The 19,345-nt window shown below is 70.4% G+C and carries 13 protein-coding genes and 1 tRNA gene; 6 read left to right on the forward strand and 8 right to left on the reverse strand.

Annotated features, from left to right (window positions below):
* The first annotated feature begins 6 nt into the window (after positions 1-6).
* The 4 genes from ACGFRB_RS08220 (at position 7) to ACGFRB_RS08235 (ending at position 6,633) form a co-directional block, all read left to right on the forward strand.
* Positions 7-528, forward strand: a complete 522-nt coding sequence (locus ACGFRB_RS08220) for a hypothetical protein (protein ID WP_393240499.1) — start codon at positions 7-9, stop codon at positions 526-528.
* A gap of 192 nt (positions 529-720) precedes the next feature.
* Positions 721-3,204 (forward strand): aminopeptidase N, encoded by a 2,484-nt coding sequence (pepN, locus tag ACGFRB_RS08225; protein WP_393240502.1) that lies wholly within the window; start codon positions 721-723, stop codon positions 3,202-3,204.
* 421 nt (positions 3,205-3,625) lie between these two features.
* Positions 3,626-5,068 (forward strand): pyridoxal phosphate-dependent decarboxylase family protein, encoded by a 1,443-nt coding sequence (locus ACGFRB_RS08230; RefSeq protein WP_393240505.1) that lies wholly within the window; start codon positions 3,626-3,628, stop codon positions 5,066-5,068.
* The gene (locus ACGFRB_RS08235; protein ID WP_393240508.1) at positions 5,065-6,633 is read left to right on the forward strand and encodes a lysine N(6)-hydroxylase/L-ornithine N(5)-oxygenase family protein; all 1,569 of its coding nucleotides are present in this window, start codon (positions 5,065-5,067) and stop codon (positions 6,631-6,633) included. The genes ACGFRB_RS08230 and ACGFRB_RS08235 overlap by 4 nt, the downstream gene beginning before the upstream one ends.
* Positions 6,634-6,777: 144 nt before the next feature.
* Here the strand turns inward: ACGFRB_RS08235 and ACGFRB_RS08240 are convergent, their stop codons facing one another.
* Positions 6,778-8,598, reverse strand: a complete 1,821-nt coding sequence (locus ACGFRB_RS08240; RefSeq protein WP_393240511.1) for a bifunctional metallophosphatase/5'-nucleotidase — start codon at positions 8,596-8,598, stop codon at positions 6,778-6,780.
* 346 nt (positions 8,599-8,944) lie between these two features.
* Between ACGFRB_RS08240 and pyk the strand changes: the two genes are divergently transcribed.
* A complete protein-coding gene (gene pyk, locus ACGFRB_RS08245; protein WP_393240514.1) occupies positions 8,945-10,375 on the forward strand; it encodes a pyruvate kinase in 1,431 nt (476 codons plus the stop codon).
* Positions 10,376-10,426: 51 nt separating this feature from the next.
* On the opposite strand, the gene ACGFRB_RS08250 is transcribed toward pyk, so the two are convergent.
* Positions 10,427-11,209: a transcriptional regulator gene (locus ACGFRB_RS08250; RefSeq protein ID WP_393240517.1), complete on the reverse strand. Its 783-nt coding sequence runs from the start codon at positions 11,207-11,209 to the stop codon at positions 10,427-10,429.
* A 109-nt stretch (positions 11,210-11,318) separates the two neighbouring features.
* Positions 11,319-11,391 (reverse strand) — tRNA-Leu (locus ACGFRB_RS08255).
* 101 nt (positions 11,392-11,492) lie between these two features.
* Here ACGFRB_RS08255 and ACGFRB_RS08260 point away from each other — a divergent pair.
* Positions 11,493-12,161: an ANTAR domain-containing response regulator gene (locus ACGFRB_RS08260; protein ID WP_393240520.1), complete on the forward strand. Its 669-nt coding sequence runs from the start codon at positions 11,493-11,495 to the stop codon at positions 12,159-12,161.
* Positions 12,162-12,242: 81 nt separating this feature from the next.
* Here ACGFRB_RS08260 and ACGFRB_RS08265 read toward each other — a convergent pair whose 3' ends face one another.
* From ACGFRB_RS08265 to ACGFRB_RS08285, 5 genes are all read right to left on the reverse strand, one after another.
* Positions 12,243-12,959 (reverse strand): ABC transporter ATP-binding protein, encoded by a 717-nt coding sequence (locus ACGFRB_RS08265; RefSeq protein WP_363011772.1) that lies wholly within the window; start codon positions 12,957-12,959, stop codon positions 12,243-12,245.
* A complete protein-coding gene (locus ACGFRB_RS08270; RefSeq protein ID WP_393240524.1) occupies positions 12,956-14,008 on the reverse strand; it encodes an ABC transporter ATP-binding protein in 1,053 nt (350 codons plus the stop codon). The genes ACGFRB_RS08265 and ACGFRB_RS08270 overlap by 4 nt, the downstream gene beginning before the upstream one ends.
* Positions 14,009-14,013: 5 nt before the next feature.
* The gene (locus tag ACGFRB_RS08275; protein WP_393240527.1) at positions 14,014-15,855 is read right to left on the reverse strand and encodes a branched-chain amino acid ABC transporter permease; all 1,842 of its coding nucleotides are present in this window, start codon (positions 15,853-15,855) and stop codon (positions 14,014-14,016) included.
* A gap of 5 nt (positions 15,856-15,860) precedes the next feature.
* The gene (locus tag ACGFRB_RS08280) at positions 15,861-16,793 is read right to left on the reverse strand and encodes a branched-chain amino acid ABC transporter permease (protein WP_363011766.1); all 933 of its coding nucleotides are present in this window, start codon (positions 16,791-16,793) and stop codon (positions 15,861-15,863) included.
* Between the two features lie 182 nt (positions 16,794-16,975).
* Positions 16,976-18,217 carry a branched-chain amino acid ABC transporter substrate-binding protein gene (locus ACGFRB_RS08285; RefSeq protein WP_363011764.1) on the reverse strand — a complete coding sequence of 414 codons (1,242 nt, stop codon included), beginning with the start codon at positions 18,215-18,217 and terminating at the stop codon, positions 16,976-16,978.
* Positions 18,218-19,345 lie beyond the last annotated feature (1,128 nt).

A 19,345-nucleotide genomic window follows, 5' to 3' on the forward strand; every position in this document is an offset into this window, starting at 1 on the left:
GTCGACATGAGCGAGCGGGGACGGAGCTATCGGTATGTCGGACCGGTCGAGCTGAAGGCCGCGGTCCGGCCCGGCGACGGCGGCCGACGGATCGGCTCGGCTGCGGACTTCGCTCGCTGGAGCACCGAGCGGCCGGCGGCGGAGACGGTCGAACCGTTCACCTTCGTGGTCGGCATGGACGGCGTTCTCCGGCTGGCGCCGCGGCGAAGCGAGCACGTGGCCTGCGCCGGCGGAGACATGGTCCTGGCCGCCGGTGAGATGTCCTTCCTGCGCGAGGCGGACCGGTGGACCGTGAGCGAAGTCAGCAACCAGTCCACCGGGTACTGCCCGGACGCAGATTCCTGGGCGGCGGTCGCCCGTGCCCTGGACCTCGCGGAACTCCGGCGGCCTTCCGGCTTCACCCACGAGATCGTCTTCCGGCGGTGCCCCGACTGCCAGGAACACAACATCGTGCGCGAGGACGACTTCGTCTGCGTCTTCTGCGACGGCGAGCTGCCCGCGGAGTGGAATGTGGACCGCACCGACTGACGGCCGCGGGCCGCAGCGCGGGCGGGCGGGCACGGATCTCGCAGGAGACGCCCCCGGCCCGCACGCGACGTAGCGTCCTCCCCGCCCTCCGTCCCCCTCCCGCGCGTCCTGATCCGCCTCACCGCCCAGTCCCGCCTGAGCTGTCGGTGAACCCCTCTCCCCCTGAAGAAGACCATCAGGCAGCATGAGCGCATGTCCGTACTGACGCGCGACGAAGCGCAGACCCGAGCCCAACTCCTCGACGTCCAGCACTACACCGTGGACCTCGACCTCACCACCGGCGACGAGACCTTCGGGTCCACCACCACCATCCGGTTCACCGCCCGCGCCGCCGGGGACACCTTCGTCGAGCTCAAGCCCGAGACGCTCCACTCCGCCGCCCTCGACGGCACGCCGCTCGACCCCGCCACCCTTGACGGCAACCGCCTCCCCCTCACCCTCACCGAGGGCGAGCACACCCTCGACATCGCCACCACCATGCGCTACTCGCACACCGGCGAGGGCATGCACCGCTTCACCGACCCCACCGACGGCGAGTCGTACACGTACACCCAGCTGTTCATGGAAGACGTCCAGCGCGTCTTCGCGGCCTTCGACCAGCCCGACCTCAAGGCCGTCTTCGCCTTCTCCGCCACCCTCCCCGACGGCTGGACCTTCCTGTCCAACGGCCGCACCGAACAGCGACCCGACGGCCGCTGGCAGGCCGCCCCCACCCCCCTGCTGTCCACGTACTTCGTCTGCGTCGCCGCCGGCCCCTGGCACTCCATCCGCACCGAACACGCCGGCCTGCCCTTCGGCATCCACTGCCGCCGCTCCCTCGCCCCCCACCTCGACGCCGACGCCGACGAGATCCTCGCCGTCACCCGCGCCTGCTTCGACCGCTTCCACGAGAAGTTCGACGAGCCGTACCCCTTCGACTCCTACGACCAGGCCTTCGTCCCCGAGTTCAACCCCGGCGCCATGGAGAACCCCGGACTCGTCACCTTCCGCGACGAGTTCGTCTTCCGCTCCGCCGTCACCGAGACCGAACGCATGACCCGCGCCATGGTCATCGCCCACGAGATGGCCCACATGTGGTTCGGCGACCTCGTCACCCTGCGCTGGTGGGACGACATCTGGCTGAACGAGTCCTTCGCCGAGTACATGGGCTACCAGACCATCAACGAAGCCTGCTCCGACCTCTTCGCCGACACCTGGCTCGACTTCGGCATCGACCGCAAGGCCTGGGGCTACGAAGCCGACCAGCGGCCCTCCACCCACCCCGTCGCCCCCGACCCGGCCGCCGTCCCCGACACCGCCTCGGCCCTCCTCAACTTCGACGGCATCTCCTACGCCAAGGGCGCCTCCGCGCTGCGTCAACTCGTCGCCTGGATGGGGGAGAAGGACTTCCTCGCCGGCATCAACATCCACTTCAAGCGGCACAAGTTCGCCAACGCCACCCTCGCCGACTTCATCGACAACCTCGCCGCCGCCACCGACCGCGACGTCCACGCCTGGGCCGACACCTGGCTGCGCACCACCGGCGTCGACACCCTCACCCCCCGCCTCGAAGGCGAGGCCCGCACCTGGCGCCTCACCGTCGACCGCGACGGCAGCCGCCCGCACCGCATCGCCGTCGGCATCTACGACCGCGACGCCGCCGGCGACCTCGTCCTGCGCGACCGCCCCTGGGTCGACGTCCCGCAGACCGCCCCGCTCGAACTGGACGGCCCGCGCCCCGCGCTCGTCGTCCTCAACGACGGCGACCTCACCTACACCAAGATGCGGTTCGACGCCGTCTCCCAGGAGACCGCGCTCCGCTCCCTCTCCCGCATCCCCGACGCCCTCACCCGCGCCGTCGTCTGGAACGCGCTGCGCGACATGGTCCGCGACGGCGAACTCGCCGCGACCGCCTACCTGGAGACGGCCGCCGCCCACCTCGCCGACGAATCCGAACTCGCCGTCGTCCAGGGCGTCCTGGCCTTCGCCCGCACCCAACTCGCCGACCGCTACGTCACCGAGGCCGACCGCCCCGCCGCGCTCGCCACCCTCACCGCGATCAGCCGCGACCTGCTGCGCCGCACCGAGGACGGCGACGCCCCCGACCTGCGCCTCGCCGCCGTCCGCACGCTCATCGACAGCGCCACCACCCCCGACAAGATCGCCTCCTGGCTCGACGAGGGCACCGTCCACGGCGGCCCCGAACTCGACCCCGAACTGCGCTGGCGCATCCTCGCCCGCCTCGCCGTCCTCGGCGCCACCGACGAGACCGCCATCGCCGCCGAACTCGACCGCGACCCGAGCGCCACCGGCCAGGAAGGCGCCGCCCGCTGCCGCGCCTCCCTGCCCACCCCCGAGGCCAAGGCGGCGGCCTGGGCCGCCATGTTCGAGACCGACGACCTGTCCAACTACCTGTTCAACGCCACCGCCCGCGGCTTCTGGCAGCCCGAACAGGCCGATCTCGTACGGGAGTACACGACCCGCTACTTCCCGGCCGCCATCGCCCTCGCCGACCGCCGCGGCCCCGCCATCGCCGAGGCCGTCGGCCGCCACGCCTTCCCCACCCACGCGGTCGACGCCGACACCCTGGCCCTCGGCGAACACCACCTCGCCAAGGACACGATGACCCCGGCCCTCCACCGCAAGCTGGTCGACCAACTCGACGACCTCCGCCGCGCGCTGCGAGCCCGAGGCTGATTTCCACCCCCTTCCCCCTCCCACCCACCTGCCGCACCCGCCCCCACCCCCCCTCCACTCAAGCGGACGGGGTGCGGGGCGGTGCGCGGACGACGGGCGGGAGCGGGGGCTGGGGAGGGGGTCGTGTTCGAAACGTAAAGCGTGATTTGTGGCGCGGAAACAGCAACGCTTCACGCGCTACGAGGGCGCCCGCGCCGTAAATCATGCAGTGCAGAACACGACCCCCGGACCGGCCCACGCGCACCCACCACGAACCCCCAGCGCACCACCCCGCAACCCCGAACGCGCCCCCACGCCCCGCCACCACCACGCCCACCCGCACCGCAGCGCGCAGCACCCCGCAGCGCCACGCGTACCTCGTTCGGGTCACACTTCCCCCGTCCCCGGACACACCGCCCAAAACCCCGGCACCCTGTCGTCCATGTGTGCCGTATCCCTCGCCGGTGGCGCCTTTGGCGCAGACGCCCTCCGCGAGCTCCTCCCCCCTCTCCTCGACGCCCTCCACGAAGGCGCCACCACCCGCGGCGGCCCCCTCCCCGCCGGCGGCCCCACCGCCGTCACCCGCCATGTCACCGCGACACTCGGCCCCGTCCTCCCCGAACACGGCACCGGCGCCGAAGAAGCCCTCCGCACCCTGGTCCGTACACTCGCCGCCGGCGCCGCCGACCCCGCCCACCCCCTGTGCGCAGCGCACCTGCACACCCCGCCGCTCGCACTCGCCGCGGTCGCCGACCTCGCCGCCTCCGCGCTCAACCCCTCCCTGGACTCCTGGGACCAGGCCCCCGCCGCCTCCACCCTCGAAGCCCTCGTCACCCACGCCCTCGCCGCCGAGGCGTACCCCGACGCCCCCCGCCCCGACGCCCTCGTCACCACCGGCGGCACGGAGTCCAACCAGCTCGCGCTCCTCCTGGCACGCGAGCGCCACCCCGGCCGTCCGCTCCGAACCGTCGTCGGCGCCAACGCCCACCACTCGTTCCTCCGCGCCACCTGGCTGCTCGGCCTGCCCGCGCCGGTCGTGCTTCCCACGCCCCGCGGCACCGTCGACCCGGCGGTCCTCGACCACGCGCTCGACGACCTCGCCGGCCAGCCGGTTCTCGTCGCCGCCACCGCCGGTACGACCGACGCCGGTCTCGTCGACCCGCTCCCCGCGATCGCCGACCGCTGCGCCGCCCACAACACCCCCAACACACCCGGCGCCCCCACCACCCCCAACACCCCCACCCCCGGCGCCACGCCCGCCGACCTCCACGTCGACGCCGCCTACGCCGGCCCCCTCCTCTTCAGCGCCACCCACCGCGAACTCCTCGCCGGCCTCGACCGCGCCCGCACGGTCACCCTCGACCTGCACAAACTCGGCTGGCAGCCAGCCGCCGCCGGACTGCTCGCCGTCCGCGACAGCAGCGACCTCGCCGTCCTCGGCCACACCGCCGACTACCTGAACGCCGACGACGACACCGACGCCGGGCTCCCCGACCTCCTCGGCCGCTCGCTGCGCACCACCCGCCGGCCCGACGTCCTCAAGACCGCCGTCACCCTGCGCGCCCTCGGCCGCACCGGCCTCGGCGCGCTCGTCGACGCCTGCATGACGCTCGCCCAGGACCTCGCCGACCAAGTCGAGAAATCGCCCCGCCTGGAGCTGAACGCCCGACCGACACTCACCACGGTCCTGTTCCGGCCTTACGACGCGGACGACCCCACCGTCGCGTCGATCCGCCGCACCCTCCTCACCGAGGGCCGCGCCGTGCTCGGCCGGGCCACCGCCGACGGGCGGCTCTGGCTCAAGGCGACGCTCCTCAACCCCCACACCACCCTCGACGACCTCGTCCAGCTCATCACCCTCGTGGAAGGCAGCACCCCCCGATGACCGGCACCACCGGCGGCACGACCAGCACCACCGGCACCACCCGCGTGACCAGCCCCACCAGCAGCACCCGCACCACCCGGCACCCCCACACCCCCGGCGAGGGATACGGCCCGGACCACGCTCCCGACCACGGATCCGACCGCCCCTACGACCTCGTCGGCGTCGGCATCGGCCCGTTCAACCTCTCCCTCGCCGCCCTCGCCCACGGCACCCCCGGCCCCCTCGCCACCGCCTTCTACGACCAACGGCCCGCCTTCCACTGGCACCCCGGCCAGCTCATCGACGGCGCCACCCTCCAAGTCCCCTTCCTCGCCGACCTCGTCACCCTCGCCGACCCCGCCAGCCCCTGGACCTTCCTCAACTACCTCCGCGACCGCGACCGCCTCTTCCCCTTCTACTTCGCGGAGAAGTTCCACATCCACCGCGCCGAATACGACGCCTACTGCCGCTGGGTCAGCGAACACCTCCCCGGACTGCACTTCGGCCACCAGGTCGACACCGTCCGCTGGAACCCCGAACACCGCCTCTTCGAAGTCGACTTCACCCAGCTCGACGCCGACGGCGAAGCCACCGCCCTCGGCCGCGCCCACACCCGCAACGTCGTCCTCGGCGTCGGCACCGCCCCCCACGTCCCCGAACCGCTGCGCCCCCTCGCCGACGCGCCCGACGTCCCCGTCATCCACTCCGCCGACTACCTCGCCCACCGCGACACCCTGCTCGCCGCCGGACACGTCACCGTCATCGGCTCCGGCCAGTCCGGCGCCGAGATCTTCCTCGACCTGCTCCGCGCCCGCCCCGCCGGCGCCGAACGCCTCCACTGGCTCGCCCGCACCGAGGCCTTCGCCCCCATGGAGTACTCCAAGCTCGGCCTGGAGCACTTCACCCCCGACTACACCCAGTACTTCCACGCCCTGCCCGAACAAGCCCGAGCCGAACTCCTGCCACTGCAATGGCAGTTGCACAAGGGCATCGACGCCGAGACCCTCGCCGCCGTACACGACGAGCTGTACCGCCGCACCCTCCACGGCGGCTGGCCCGACGCCGTCCTCACCCCCGGCGTCCAGGTACGCACCGCCGGCCGCGTCGCCGGCACCCACCTCGAACTCCACCTGGAACACGTCCGGCAGGGCACCCGCTCCCGCCTCACCACCGAAGCCGTCGTCCTCGCCACCGGCTACCGCGAACGCCCCCTCGACCACCTGCTCGCCGGCCTCGACCCCCACCTGCGCCGCGACTTCGCCGGCCGGCCCCGCGTCGACGCCGGCTACCGGCTGGTCCTCGACGGCATCGACTCCGATTCCGACACCGACTCCAGCTCCGGCCCCGCCGCCGGCTCGGGCGCCGTCTACGTACAGAACGCCGAACGCCACACCCACGGCGTCGGCACCCCCGACCTCGGCCTCGCCGCCTGGCGCAGCGCCGCCATCCTCAACTCCGTCACCGGCAAGGAGCCCTACCCGCTGCCCCGCCGCACCGCCTTCACCACCTTCGGCCTGGAAGCGCGAGAGGCGCCGAGCCTGCCGGCCCAGAGCCGGAAGCTGACGCCTCTCGCGGAAAACGTGTGACGGGCCGAAGGGCCCGGAAGCCCCGGGAAACCCAGGAGCCCCGGGAAGCCCCGAAGGTCACAGAGACCCCGCAGACCCCGGAGCCCCCAAGCCCCTGGATCCCTGAGCCCCCTGAGCCCCCTACGCCCCCCGAACCACCGGAGATCAGAACACCGGAACGCCGTTCCGCGTCAGCTTCCAGTCCACCGAGGCGAACACCGCCGGGTCGATCGACCCCTTGGCCCGCACCCACTGGATGATGGTGTTACGGATCTCCTCCGAGTTCGCCCACAGCTGCTGGGCGCCGGCCACGTGCGGGAACGCACCGCCGCCGCTCGCCCGGTAGTTGTTCACCGCGAACACGAACCGCGCCGCCGGGTCCAGCGGCTTGCCCTCGAACGACAGGTTCACGATCCGCTGGCCGACCGGCTTCGCGATGTCGATGTCGTACGTCAGACCCGACACGGCGTCGTAGTTGTAGTCCGGGGTGTCGCCCGCGTTCGTCAGCTTCGACGTGTCGACCGGAGCACCCGCCGCCGTCTGGACGTAGTACTTCGCCGAGTACTCCAGGTAGTCCTTCAGCTGGGCACCCGTCAGCAGGCGGGCCTCCAGGGTGTTCTCGAACGGGTACAGCCCGGCCGCGTCCTTGATGGTGATCTCGCCCGCCGGGATCCGCGCGGTCCGCGAGAAGCACGACGCCTGCGACAGCACCGGCAGATCGGCGTACGCGCCACCCGCGAGCGCCTCCCGCACCGTCTCCGCCTGGACGACGTTGATCAGGTCGATGATCGGCTCGTCCTTCCACGGCGCGTCGGCCGTGGACATCGCGGCGGCCGAGTGGCCGATCACCTGGTTGACGTACGCGACGACCTTCCGGTGCTCGTCCACCAGCAGCCCGGTGACCGCCGGGTCCTCCGGCACCGTGTTGGAGTTCAGGACCCGCGCGCCCGCCTTCTCGACGATCCAGCTGCCCTTCTCCCACACCACCTCGAAGTCGAACAGGGTCAGCCGCTGACCCCACTTCGCCGGCTCGGACAGCACCACGTCCTTGCCGGTCTCCTTGTTCTTCACCCGGTACTCCGGGATCTCCGCGTGCGCGTGACCCACCAGGATCGCGTCGATCCCCGGCACCTGCTCGGCCACCAGCGCGGCCGCGTTCTCCACGTACGGCAGCTGGTCACCCCACGACGACGTGCCGTTCGAGCCCGAGTGCGCCGACACGATCACCACGTCCGCGCCCATGGAACGCAGCTTCGGCACCCACACCGCCGCCTGCTCCTCCAGGCCCGGGAAGACCATCTTGCCGGAGACGTTGGCCTTGTCCCACAGGGCGATGCCCGGGTTGGTCAGACCGAGGACGGCGATCTTCACGTCCCGGCCCTGCGGGGTGGGCAGCGTGTGCATGCTGTACGGCGGGAAGGCCGGGCGCAGCGTCTTCGCGTCCAGCGCGTTGGCGCCGAGCAGCGGGAAGTCGCACTGCTCCTGGAACGCGCGCAGCACCGGAATGCCGTAGTTGAACTCGTGGTTGCCGAGCGCGACCGCGTCGTACCCGATCTTGTTCATGGCGACGGCCATCGGGTGGACCGGGCCGCCCTTCTTGGTGATCGGGTCGATCTTCGCGTAGTAGTACGCCAGCTGGGTGCCCTGGATGGTGTCACCCGCGTCGATGAGCAGCGTGTTCCGCCGGCCCTTCTCGGCGCGGACCTGGTTCACCAGGGTGGAGATCTTGGCGAGACCGACGTCGTTGTGGGCCTTGTCGTCGAACTCGTGGTCGGTGAAGTAGTCCCAGTTGAACACGTTTCCGTGCAGGTCGGTGGTGCCCATCACCGTGAACGCGTACCGCTTCTGCGGGTGCGGACTGTTACCGGCGGCGGCACCCGTGGCGGACTGGGCGGCCTCGGCCGGGGCGACGACCGCGCCCGTGAGGGCCACACCGGCCCCGGCGGCGGCCGAGCGCTCCAGGAACGTCCTGCGGTTCAGCGGCATGTGTTCTTCTCCTTGGGTGGTTCATTGGCGTCATATCACGCACAACGCGCGTAGATTCTGGCCCACGATTCACGGTCGCAACAGGCCTATCGGGTTACGGACTGGGAAAGTGTTCGGCACGAAACGGACGCCTCTCCCCGCCCCCGCGAAGCCCGCCACCCGCCCCGGACCAGCGGAACCACCCCCGTCCACCCGCTGAGACAAACCCCCGAAAGCCCCCGCGACCGCTCATCGGAGCGACCACCCGCACACATTCAAGACTTGTCAACAACCTTTCACGTAAAGCTTGTTGAGTCGTCATTCCGGAGCCCTTCGCTACCCGTAAGTAAGCCCTAGGGTCGTGCCCATGCGCCGAGCGAAAATCGTCTGCACCCTTGGACCCGCCACCGCGGCATACGACCAGATCAAGGCACTGCTCGAAGCCGGAATGAACGTGGCCCGCCTCAACCTCAGCCACGGCACCCACGCCGAACACGAGGAGCGCTACCGCAGCGTCCGTAAAGCCGCCGACGAAACCGGCCGAGGCGTCGCCGTCCTCGCCGACCTTCAAGGCCCGAAGATCCGCCTCGGACGCTTCCGCGAAGGCCCCGTACTCCTTGAACGCGGCGACCACTTCACCATCACCGTCGAACCCGTCGAAGGCGACCGCCACCACTGCGGCACCACCCACACCGGCCTCCCCGACGACGTCACCCCCGGCGAACGCGTCCTCGTCGACGACGGCCGCGTCACCCTCGAAGTCACCGCCATCGACGGACCCCGCGTCCACACCCGCGTCCTCGAAGGCGGCATCGTCTCCGACCACAAGGGCCTCAACCTCCCCGGCGTCGCCGTCTCCGTCCCCGCCCTCTCCGACAAGGACATCGACGACCTCCGCTGGGCCCTGCGCACCGGCGCCGACGTCATCGCCCTCTCCTTCGTCCGCACCGCCCACGACATCGACGACGTCCACCGCGTCATGGACGAAGAAGGCCGCCACGTCCCCGTCATCGCCAAAATCGAAAAACCACAGGCCGTCGACAACCTCGACGCCATCGTCGCCGCCTTCGACGGCATCATGGTCGCCCGCGGCGACCTCGGCGTCGAAATGCCCCTCGAACAGGTCCCCATCGTCCAAAAGCGCGCCATCACCCTCGCCAAGCGCAACGCCAAACCCGTCATTGTCGCCACCCAGATGCTCGACTCGATGATCGACAACTCCCGCCCCACCCGCGCCGAAGCCAGCGACGTCGCCAACGCCGTCATCGACGGCACCGACGCCGTCATGCTCTCCGGCGAGACCAGCGTCGGCAAATACCCCGTCGAAACCGTCCGCACCATGAGCCGCATCGTCGAAGCCGCCGAACACGACATCCTCGCCGACGGCCTCCCACCCCTCACCGAGAACACCAAACCCCGCACCCAGGGCGGCGCCGTCGCCCGCGCCGCCGCCGAGATCGGCGACTTCCTCGGCGCCCGCTACCTCGTCGCCTGCACCCAGTCCGGCGACACCGTCAAACGCCTCGCCCGCTCCCGCACACCCATCCCCCTCCTCGCCTTCACCCCCGACCCCGGCACCCACGCCCAGCTCAACCTCACCTGGGGCGTCGAAACCTTCCTCGGCCCGCACGCCGACTCCACCGACGCGATGGTCGCCCAGGTCGACACCGAACTCCTGCGCCGAGGCCACTGCCGCGAGGGCGACCTCGTCGTCATCACCGCCGGCTCCCCGCCCGGAGTCCCCGGCTCCACCAACATGGTCCGGGTGCACCGCGTGGGGGATCCGGTGACGAACTGAGGGGGGCGGGGGCGGGGGTGGGGCCGGCGGGTCCGGGGAGCGGTGCGGCGGTCAGTACTTGGGGCCGATGTGGGTGTCCATGAGGGCGACCGCCTCCCGCCGCGCCACCGAGACATCCTGCACGCCGTTCTTCCGGCGCCGGCTGCGCCAGGCGACGCCGAGGCGGTCGAGCGTGTCCGTGAACAACCGCACGATGTCGTCGGAGACGTTGGAGAAGAAGTAGCGAGGGTACTCGTACCGCTTGCGCTCGCCGCCGACAAGGCACGAGGCCCAGTTGACGATCCGCGCGCCGTCGGAATGGATCAGCCCCCGGATGAACTCCCAGGGGTGCGCGTCGACGATGCCCTGCTGCCAGTCTTCGAGGACGATCCGGCGGTCGTGCTTCTTGCCGGGACCGTGCTGCGGGAAGAGGCATGTCCAGTGGCGGCCGTAGCTGGTGACCGCGACGCATCCCTGCTTCCGTACGAGGCACACGGAGCCGTATGGTTGCACGGCCCGCATCGCGTCGCGGCACGCCTCGATCAGCCCTGGCCAGGCGTCCGCGCAGGCGATCCGAAGATGCTGGCTCCCCTGACGGTGCGGGCTGACGCAGCCGTCGCCGAGGTAGAGCCCGAGAAGATAGGCGTACGCCTCCACGGCTTCGGGCAGGCCGGGGGTGGGGCGGCAGCGGACGCAGGGCGCGCGATGGGCGGACATGCGCGGGCGAGGTTCGAGGTGGATCTGCCAGCTGCGGAGAGCGGCTCGGGAGATCCCCGTCTGTTTGCTGACGGAGTTGAGGCTGCGACCTTGGTCGACCAGTGCCAGGGCGCGACGGCGCGTACTGATGTCGTACATGCGGCCGAGCGTGGCGAGGTGGTTCGCACTGTGAAGGGTGAATAGCCGGATTTCACACGTGTGGGTGACGAATGCTCAAGATGGCTCGACCATGGAAATGAAGGTAAAGTGCCCCGGGTGGGATTCGAACCCACGCTGGATGGTGTTTGAGACCACTGCCTCTACCGCTGGGCTACCGGGGCTTCCTTTGAAACAAAGGTTGGCGGTCACCCGCCGTGCTCCTACTTTACAGGAGGTGGGTAGGCTCGTGTCAGCAGTAGTTGCCCCGCAACGAGGAGCCCGCGTGACCGCCCCCGAGTCGCCCCAGCCCGCCGCCGAAGACGACGCCGTCGACGCTTCCCACGTCCCCCCGCTGACGACCCGTGTCGTCATCGCCGAGGACGAGGCCCTCATCCGGCTCGATCTCAAGGAGATGCTGGAGGAAGAGGGCTACATGGTCGTCGGCGAGGCCGGTGACGGGGCCCGGGCCGTCGAGCTGGCGCGCGAGCACCGGCCCGATCTGGTGATCCTGGACGTGAAGATGCCCATCCTCGACGGCATCTCCGCGGCCGAGAAGATCGCGGGCGAGTCCATCGCCCCGGTCCTCATGCTCACCGCCTTCTCCCAGCGCGAGCTGGTCGAGCGGGCCCGGGACGCCGGTGCCATGGCGTATCTGGTGAAGCCGTTCAGCAAGAGCGATGTGGTGCCGGCCATCGAGATGGCCGTATCCCGGTTCGCCGAGCTGCGGGCCCTGGAGAAGGAGATCGCCGATCTCAGCCAGCGTCTGGAGACCCGCAAGCTGGTCGACCGTGCCAAGTCGGTCCTGCAGACGCAGTACGGGCTGACGGAGCCCGCCGCGTTCCGGTGGATCCAGAAGACGTCGATGGACCGGCGGATGTCGATGCAGCAGGTCGCGGAGGCGGTCATCGAGGACGCCGAGGAGAAGAAGGCCGCGAAGGCCAAGGAGCAGTAGGGGCCGGTACGTACGGGACAGGGCCCGCGCCACGTTTCCGTGGTGCGGGCCCTGCTGGTTCCCTGGCCGGTACCGGAGGGGCTACTCCTCGCCGAGGTACGTCTTGCGGACCTCGTCGTCGACGAGGAGGTCCGCGCCGGTGCCGTGCAGTTTGATCGTGCCGACCTCCAGCACGTATCCGTAGTCCGCCAGCGAGAGGGCGGCCTGCGCGTTCTGCTCGATGAGCAGGATCGTCATGCCCTCCGCCTTGAGGGTGGCGATGGTCTCCATGATTTTCTGCATCATGATCGGGGAGAGGCCCATGGAGGGCTCGTCGAGCATGAGCAGCTTGGGCTGCGACATCAGGGCCCGGCCCATGGCGAGCATCTGCTGCTCGCCGCCGGACAGGGTGCCCGCGGCCTGCTTGCGGCGTTCGCCCAGGATGGGGAAGAGGTCGTAGGCGCGCTGGATGTCGCGGGCGATGCCGTCCTTGTCCTTCCGGAGGAAGGCGCCGAGCTGGAGGTTCTCGGCGATGGAGAGCTTGGGGAAGATGTGCCGGCCCTCGGGGGAGTGGGCCATGCCGCGGGCGACCATCTTGTGGGCGGGGATGCCGTTGAGCACCTCGCCGTTGAAGGTCATCTTGCCGCCGGCCGGTTTGATGAGGCCGGAGAGGGTGCGCAGGGTGGTGGTCTTGCCCGCGCCGTTGGTGCCGATGAGGCTGACGACCTGGCCGGCTTCGACGGAGAAGGAGATGCCCTTGACGGCCTCGATCTTGCCGTAGGCGACCCTGAGGTTCTCGACCTCCAGGAGTGCGGTCACTTGGAGTCTCCTTCGGTGGTGCTGTCCGCGTCGGCGGCCGGGGTCGCGGCTTCGGCGGTCTCGGGAGCTTCGGCCGCCGCGGCGGGCTTCGAGGGCTTCGCGGGCTTGGCGTCGGCCTTCGCCGGCGCCTCCTCCTTGGCCGTACCCTCAGCCGAGCCCTCAGCCGACCCCTGGGCCGTGCTTCCGGCCGCGTGGGCCTCCGCCGCCGCGACCTCCGCCGCCTCCTCGGCGCCGGGGGCGCCCTCGAAGGGGGTGCCGAGGTACGCGGCCACGACGCGCTCGTCGCCCTGGACGACCTCGGCGGTGCCCTCGACGAGCTTCTGGCCCTGGACGAGGACGGCCACCCGGTCGCACAGGTTGAAGATGAACTTCATGTCGTGCTCGATGACCAGGACCGCGATGCCGAGGTCGCGGATCGCGAAGACCAGTTCCTCGGTCGTGCGGGTCTCGTTCTGGTTCATGCCGGCCGTCGGCTCGTCGAGGAGCAGCAGGCCGGGGTCGCTGGCGAGGGCGCGGGCGATCTCCAGTTTGCGCTGTTCGCCGTACGGGAGGTTGCGGGCGAGGTGTTCGGCCTTGGCGGCGAGGCCGACGAACTCCAGGAGTTCCATGGCCCGTTCGCGGGAGGCGGCCTCGGCGCGCTTGAAGCCGGGGCCGCGCAGGAGCGCGGACCAGAGGCCTTCCTTGGTCCGGGTGTGGCGTCCGACGAGGACGTTCTCCAGGACGGTCATGTTGGAGAAGAGCCGGATGTTCTGGAAGGTGCGGGCGATGCCGGCCTGGGTGACGAGGTGCGGCTTGGGCGGCAGGACCGTGCCCTTGTAGCTGACCCGGCCCTCGGTGGGGATGTACAGGCCGGTGAGGCAGTTGAAGAAGGTGGTCTTGCCGGCGCCGTTGGGGCCGATGAGACCGACGATCTCGCCTTCGCGGACGGTGAGGTCGACGCCCTGGACGGCGGTGAGGCCGCCGAAGCGCATGGTGACGCCGCTCGCGTCGAGGACGGTGGCGCCGGCTTCGGTGGTGGCCGTGCCGGTGGTGGTCGTGGTCGTCGTCATGGCGTTCACGCACCCGCCTTCGCGGTTGTGGCGCCGGACTCGGCGGACTGCCGCCGCTCCGGTACGTCGTGCTGGTCGGCGCTCTCCTGGTGCTCGTGGAACTCCAGCTTGGCGCGCCGGTTGGGGATGAGGCCCTCGGGGCGGAAGCGCATGAGCAGGATGAGCGCGAGGCCGAACGCGAGGAGCTGGTAGTCCGCGAGGAAGGCCAGTTTCGCGGGGATGAGGAAGAGCAGGGCGGCGCCGAGGATCGGGCCGCGGATGGTGCCCATGCCGCCGAGGATGACGGCGGCGAGGAGGAACGCGGAGTTCGGGGCGACCGGGCCGGAGAACATGTACATCTCGGGCAGGACGGTGCCCTGGAAGTGGGCCTGGACGGTGCCGGCGACGCCGGCGAGGGTGGCGCCGAGGGCGAAGGCGATGAGCTTGACGCGGAAGCCGTTGATGCCCATGGCGGTGGCGGCGGTCTCGTCCTCGCGGATGGCGACCCAGGCGCGGCCGATGCGGGAGTCCTGGGCGCGGCTGAAGACCACGACGACGAGGACCATGACGAGCAGCATCAGCAGGTAGTAGTTGGCGTACAGGCTGATCTCCAGGCCCAGGAAGGTGTGGGTCTGGCTGAAGTCGTAGCCGAAGATGTCGAGCGCGGGGATGTTGGGGATGCCGTTGGGGCCGTTGGTGATCTGGGGGCCGTTGTCGCCGTCCATGTTGTTGACGGTGATGCGGAAGATCTCTCCGAAGCCCAGGGTGACGATGGCGAGGTAGTCGCCGTGCAGCCGCAGGGTCGGGGCACCGATGACGACGCCGAAGACGAGGGCGACGACGGCGCCGATGACGACGGCGGCGAAGAAGGGCAGTTGGACGCCGAGGGCGGAGGCGGTGGATCCGGAGACCAGGGCGGCGGTGTAGGCGCCGACGCCGAGGAAGGCGACGTAGCCGAGGTCGAGGAGTCCGGCGAGGCCGACGACGATGTTGAGGCCGAGGGCGACGGTCGCGAAGATCAGGATGTTGACCGCGATGACCGTGAAGGTGTCGTTCTCCTGGGTGAAGGGGAAGACGGCCGCGGCGACGAAGGCGGCGATGACGGCGATCTGCCGGTGCGCGGAGGCGATGGCGGAGACGCGGCTCATCAGGCCGGACTTGTTGAGGGCCGCGGCGACGCAGCCGGCGAGGATCAGGTAGCCGATGAACAGCTCGCCGTATTCGGTGGAGATGCCGTAGGAGACGGCGTACAGGCCGATCGCGAAGGCGGCGACGAGGACGAGGATCTGCGCCCAGGAGGGGAGGTCCTTCGGCTCGGCCGGGGGGCGGGCGTCCTGGGGGAGGGCGAGCGCGGCGAGCGGGATCGCGGAGGCGACGGCGGCGACGAAGCCGCCGGGCTCCAGGTTGACCAGGCCGCCGAGTTCGACCGCGATGGCGAGGACGGCGTACCAGGTGGTGCCGAACGCGCCGAGGGCGAGCAGGCGCAGGGCGTTGGTGGAGCCGGCGGGGGTGAGCCAGCGCAGGCCCTTGACGCCGAGGCCGGCCAGGGCGAAGAGGGTGAGGAGGAGGCCGGCGACGAGGGTGAGGACCTGGAGGCCGCCGGGGTAGCCGGTGACGGTGAGGTTGCCGGGGAATTCGGTGGTGTAGGTCCAGGCGAGGAAGGTGGACGCGAAGGTGGCGAGGCCGCCGGCGGCGACGATCCAGTGGAGGAGGCCGGGGGACTTGGTGCCGGTGGCGCCGGTGGTGGCCTTGGTGGCCGTGGCCGCTTTGGTTTCCTCGGCGTTCTTCGCGGCCTCGGTGCTCGGGATGTTCTCGCCAGGCTGGTTGTTCTTGTCGTTCTCGTTGTTCTTGTCGGGCTTGGTGGTCATCGTCATCACGCCCTGTCCGCTGCGCGCTGTCCGAGCAGCCCCTGGGGCCGGAACAGGAGCACGAGGATGAGGAGGGAGAAGACCCAGATGTCCTTCCAGGCGCCGCCGCCGAACTGCGCCATGCCGGGTATGTGCTCGACGTAGGCGATGGAGAGCGTTTCGGCGAGGCCGAGGACGAGGCCGCCGATCATGGCACCGTAGATGTTGCCGATGCCGCCGAGGACGGCGGCGGTGAACGCCTTGAGGCCGAGCAGGAAGCCCATCTCGAAGCGGATCTGGCCCTTGTCGAGGCCTTCGGCGACCGCGGCGACGGCCGCGAAGGCGGCGCCGATGGCGAAGGCCATCACGATGATGCGGTCGGTGTTGATGCCCATGAGCTTGGCGGTGTCGGGGTCCTGGGAGGTGGCCTGCATGGCGCGGCCGCTGCGGCTCTTCGAGACGAAGAGGCCGAGGGCGATCATGCACACGGGCGCGGCGACGAGGACGAAGAGGTCCGAGCGCGTGATGGCCAGGTTGTCCATGAGCTGGAAGCTGTCGCCCTTGAACTCGGGGAACTTCACGGGCTTGTTGGCGCCGGGGTAGAAGCCCCAGACGAGCTGCTGGAGCACGATCGACAGGCCGATCGCGGTGATCAGGGGCGCGAGGCGGGGTGCGCCGCGCAGGGGACGGTAGGCGAAGCGCTCGGCTGCGGTGGCGACGGCCACCGAGACCACCGCGCCGCCGATGAGCATCACCGGAATGGCGAGGGCGAGGGTGGTGCCGTCGGGGAGGATCGTGTACGCCGTGAGGGCGCCGAAGCCTCCGACCATGAAGATCTCGCCGTGGGCGAAGTTGATGAGCTGGACGATGCCGTAGACCATCGTGTAGCCGATGGCGATGAGACCGTAGAGGGCTCCGAGGGCAAGGCCGTCGGCCAGTTGTTGCGGCAGTTCGTTCACCGCGGGCCTCCGATGAGCTTTGTCGGATATGACACCGCGCGAGGGCGCTGAGTGCGCCCTCGCGCGGTTCGGGTCGGGTGATTCGGGTGATTCGGGTGGTGCGGTGGTTCACGTGGTGCGGGTGGTCCAAGTGGTGCGGGTGAAGCGGTGGTTCAGGTGGCGCGAGGGGCTGCCGGGTCCGGTCAGTCCTTGAAGGTCTCGGACTTCAGGTCGGTCCAGGCGCCGTTCTTCACCGTGTAGACGGTGAGCTGCTTGTTGGTGGTGTCGCCGAACTCGTCGTACGAGATGGTGCCGGTGACGCCTTCGAAGTTGACCTTGGCCATGGCCTGGGTGACCTTGGCGCGGGCGTCGGCGGGCACCTTGCCGCCGTTCTCGGCGACGACGGCCTTGACGGCCTGGATGATGGACCAGACGGCGTCGTAGGAGTAGCCGCCGTAGGCCGAGTAGGCGTCCTTGTATCCGGCGGCCTTGTAGTCGTCGATGAACTTCTTGGCGTTCGGGAGCTTCTCGATCGGGTAGCCGACCGAGGTGGCGAGGTCGCCGTCGTTGGACTCGCCGGAGGCCTTGATGAACTCGGGGTCGTAGAGCGCGTCGCCGCCCATGGTGGGGATCTTGGCGCCGGCCTTCTTGACCTGGTCGGAGAGCAGGCCGCCCTCGGGGTACTGGCCGCCGAAGTAGACGGAGTCGGCGCCGGAGCCCTTGATCTTGGTGGCGGTGGAGGAGAAGTCGGTCTCCTTCACGGTGACGGAGTCGGTGCCGACGACCTTGCCGCCGAGGCGCTTGAACTCCTGCGAGAAGATCGAGGCGAGGCCGGCGCCGTAGGTCTGCTTGTCGTTGACGACGAAGACCTTCCGCTTGCCGGCGTCCTTGTAGAGGTAGTTCGCGGCGAACTTGCCCTGGATGACGTCGGTGGTGGCGGTGCGGAAGTAGGTGGGGAAGGGGCGCTTCTTCTCGCCCTTGCCCCAGTTGTCGCCCTGGGACAGCGAAGGGCTGGTGTTCGCCGGGGAGACCTGGGTGAGGTTGGCGCGGGCGAAGTCGGCCTGCATCGACTGGGAGACGCCGGAGTTGAGGGGGCCGACGACGCCGAGGACGTCCTTCATGCCGACGAGCTTGGTGGCGTTGGCCTTGCCGGTGGCGGGGACGGCCTGGTCGTCGAGCGCCTCCATCTTGAAGGTGACGCCGGGGACTTCCTTGTTCTTGTTGGCGATGTTGATCGCCAGGTCCGCCGAGTTCTTGATGCCCATGCCGAGGGCGGAGAGCGAACCGGTGATCGGGGCGTCGACGCCGATGACGACCGTGGTGGTGCCGCCGGCGTCGGTGTCACCGCCGCCGTTCTTGCCCGCGTCGCGCGAGCCGCAGGCGGTGAGGGTGAGTGCTCCCGTGGTGAGAACGCTGGTGAGGAGGATCAATGAACGGTGTCGCACGAAGAATCCTTTCCCTGGCGCGGCCCCTCGAGCCGAGGCGGTGCCGGAGCAGTGGAGCAAGAGAGTGCCGTTTTCCGTTGCCGGGCCGTACGGGGTGGAGCGGCCGTGCAGAGAGGGGGCGCCCGGCGGCGCGGTGACTGGCCGTGACTCTAGGCGCAGGTAGGGAAGGACGGTTAGCGCCGAGGTCAGGATGTGACTGTCTTGTTATGCCGGGGGGTGGAGTCGGTGTGCGGGCCGGGGGCAAAGCCGGGCACAACGGTCGGCCGGCGGGTGACCGCATGGTGAGAACGCCCAGGCCCGCTAAGGAGCTTGAGCCGATCATGGTCCTGTCGGGGGATGGGGGAGGCGCTCCGGATATCGGACAGTCGGCCGTGTGTCAGCGGACGGTCCGGCGGTATGGGGAGGGGTTGTGGGGTGTCCGTTGCGACAACCGGTGTATGTGACACAGAGTTACCTCTGTGGGGTCGGTGATGGCCGGGATCGATCGGTCGGGATCTTCCGCTCGCCGGGTGGACGCCGGTTCTCCGGCCTGTCCGTCGGGTCGTGCGCGGCCGCATGGAGCCGCCCTGTCTCCCGGTCGGCGAGCGCGACCGTGACCGAGGTCGGGCGCCCGGCTCGCCGTTCCCTGGCGCAGACGGTGAGCAAGTTCCTCTCGTGGAGGGCGAGTTGTGCGTGACGAGTCCCTTTCCGCTCCGGGTCACCTCCGCCCCCGGGGCCGTTCATGAGGGCGTCGCGCACCCCGTACGACTCCAGGTTCGCGCGGACATCACAGAGGTCGGCCGGCGAACCGACCTGCGGCGGCGCCGAGTTGGTTGTCGTGGTGCGGGCGGCGAGCGGGAGGACCGGTGCGGGGGTGGACAACAGGACGGCGGTGGGCGGCCGGTGGGCCGGAGGGCGGGGGCGTACGTCGGTCATGGCGGCCCCTTGCGCGGTGGGCGGAGCGCCAGTGAAGCGCCTGCCGTGCGGCCCGGACAAGAGGGCGGGCAAGAGGTCGGACAAGTGGGCGGGGGGAGGGATGTGGCGCGGACGGCGGCCGGAACGCGCCGCGGGGGGGGGGGGGGGGGGGCGGGGGGGCGGGGGGGGGGGGGGGGGGGGGGGGGCGGGGGGGGGGGGGGGGCGGGGCGGCGC

It is taken from the genome of Streptomyces sp. NPDC048718, from assembly GCF_043198875.1.
Taxonomy (GTDB): domain Bacteria; phylum Actinomycetota; class Actinomycetes; order Streptomycetales; family Streptomycetaceae; genus Streptomyces.

Coding starts and splice junctions, on each gene's coding strand:
- ACGFRB_RS08230 (WP_393240505.1), top strand. CDS start 3,626: ATGTGTGCCGTATCCCTCGCCGGTGGCGCCTTTGGCGCAGACGCCCTC.
- ACGFRB_RS08235 (WP_393240508.1), top strand. CDS start 5,065: ATGACCGGCACCACCGGCGGCACGACCAGCACCACCGGCACCACCCGC.
- ACGFRB_RS08250 (WP_393240517.1), bottom strand. CDS start 11,209: ATGTACGACATCAGTACGCGCCGTCGCGCCCTGGCACTGGTCGACCAA.
- ACGFRB_RS08275 (WP_393240527.1), bottom strand. CDS start 15,855: ATGACCACCAAGCCCGACAAGAACAACGAGAACGACAAGAACAACCAG.
- ACGFRB_RS08270 (WP_393240524.1), bottom strand. CDS start 14,008: ATGACGACGACCACGACCACCACCGGCACGGCCACCACCGAAGCCGGC.
- pyk (WP_393240514.1), top strand. CDS start 8,945: ATGCGCCGAGCGAAAATCGTCTGCACCCTTGGACCCGCCACCGCGGCA.
- ACGFRB_RS08240 (WP_393240511.1), bottom strand. CDS start 8,598: ATGCCGCTGAACCGCAGGACGTTCCTGGAGCGCTCGGCCGCCGCCGGG.
- pepN (WP_393240502.1), top strand. CDS start 721: ATGTCCGTACTGACGCGCGACGAAGCGCAGACCCGAGCCCAACTCCTC.
- ACGFRB_RS08220 (WP_393240499.1), top strand. CDS start 7: ATGAGCGAGCGGGGACGGAGCTATCGGTATGTCGGACCGGTCGAGCTG.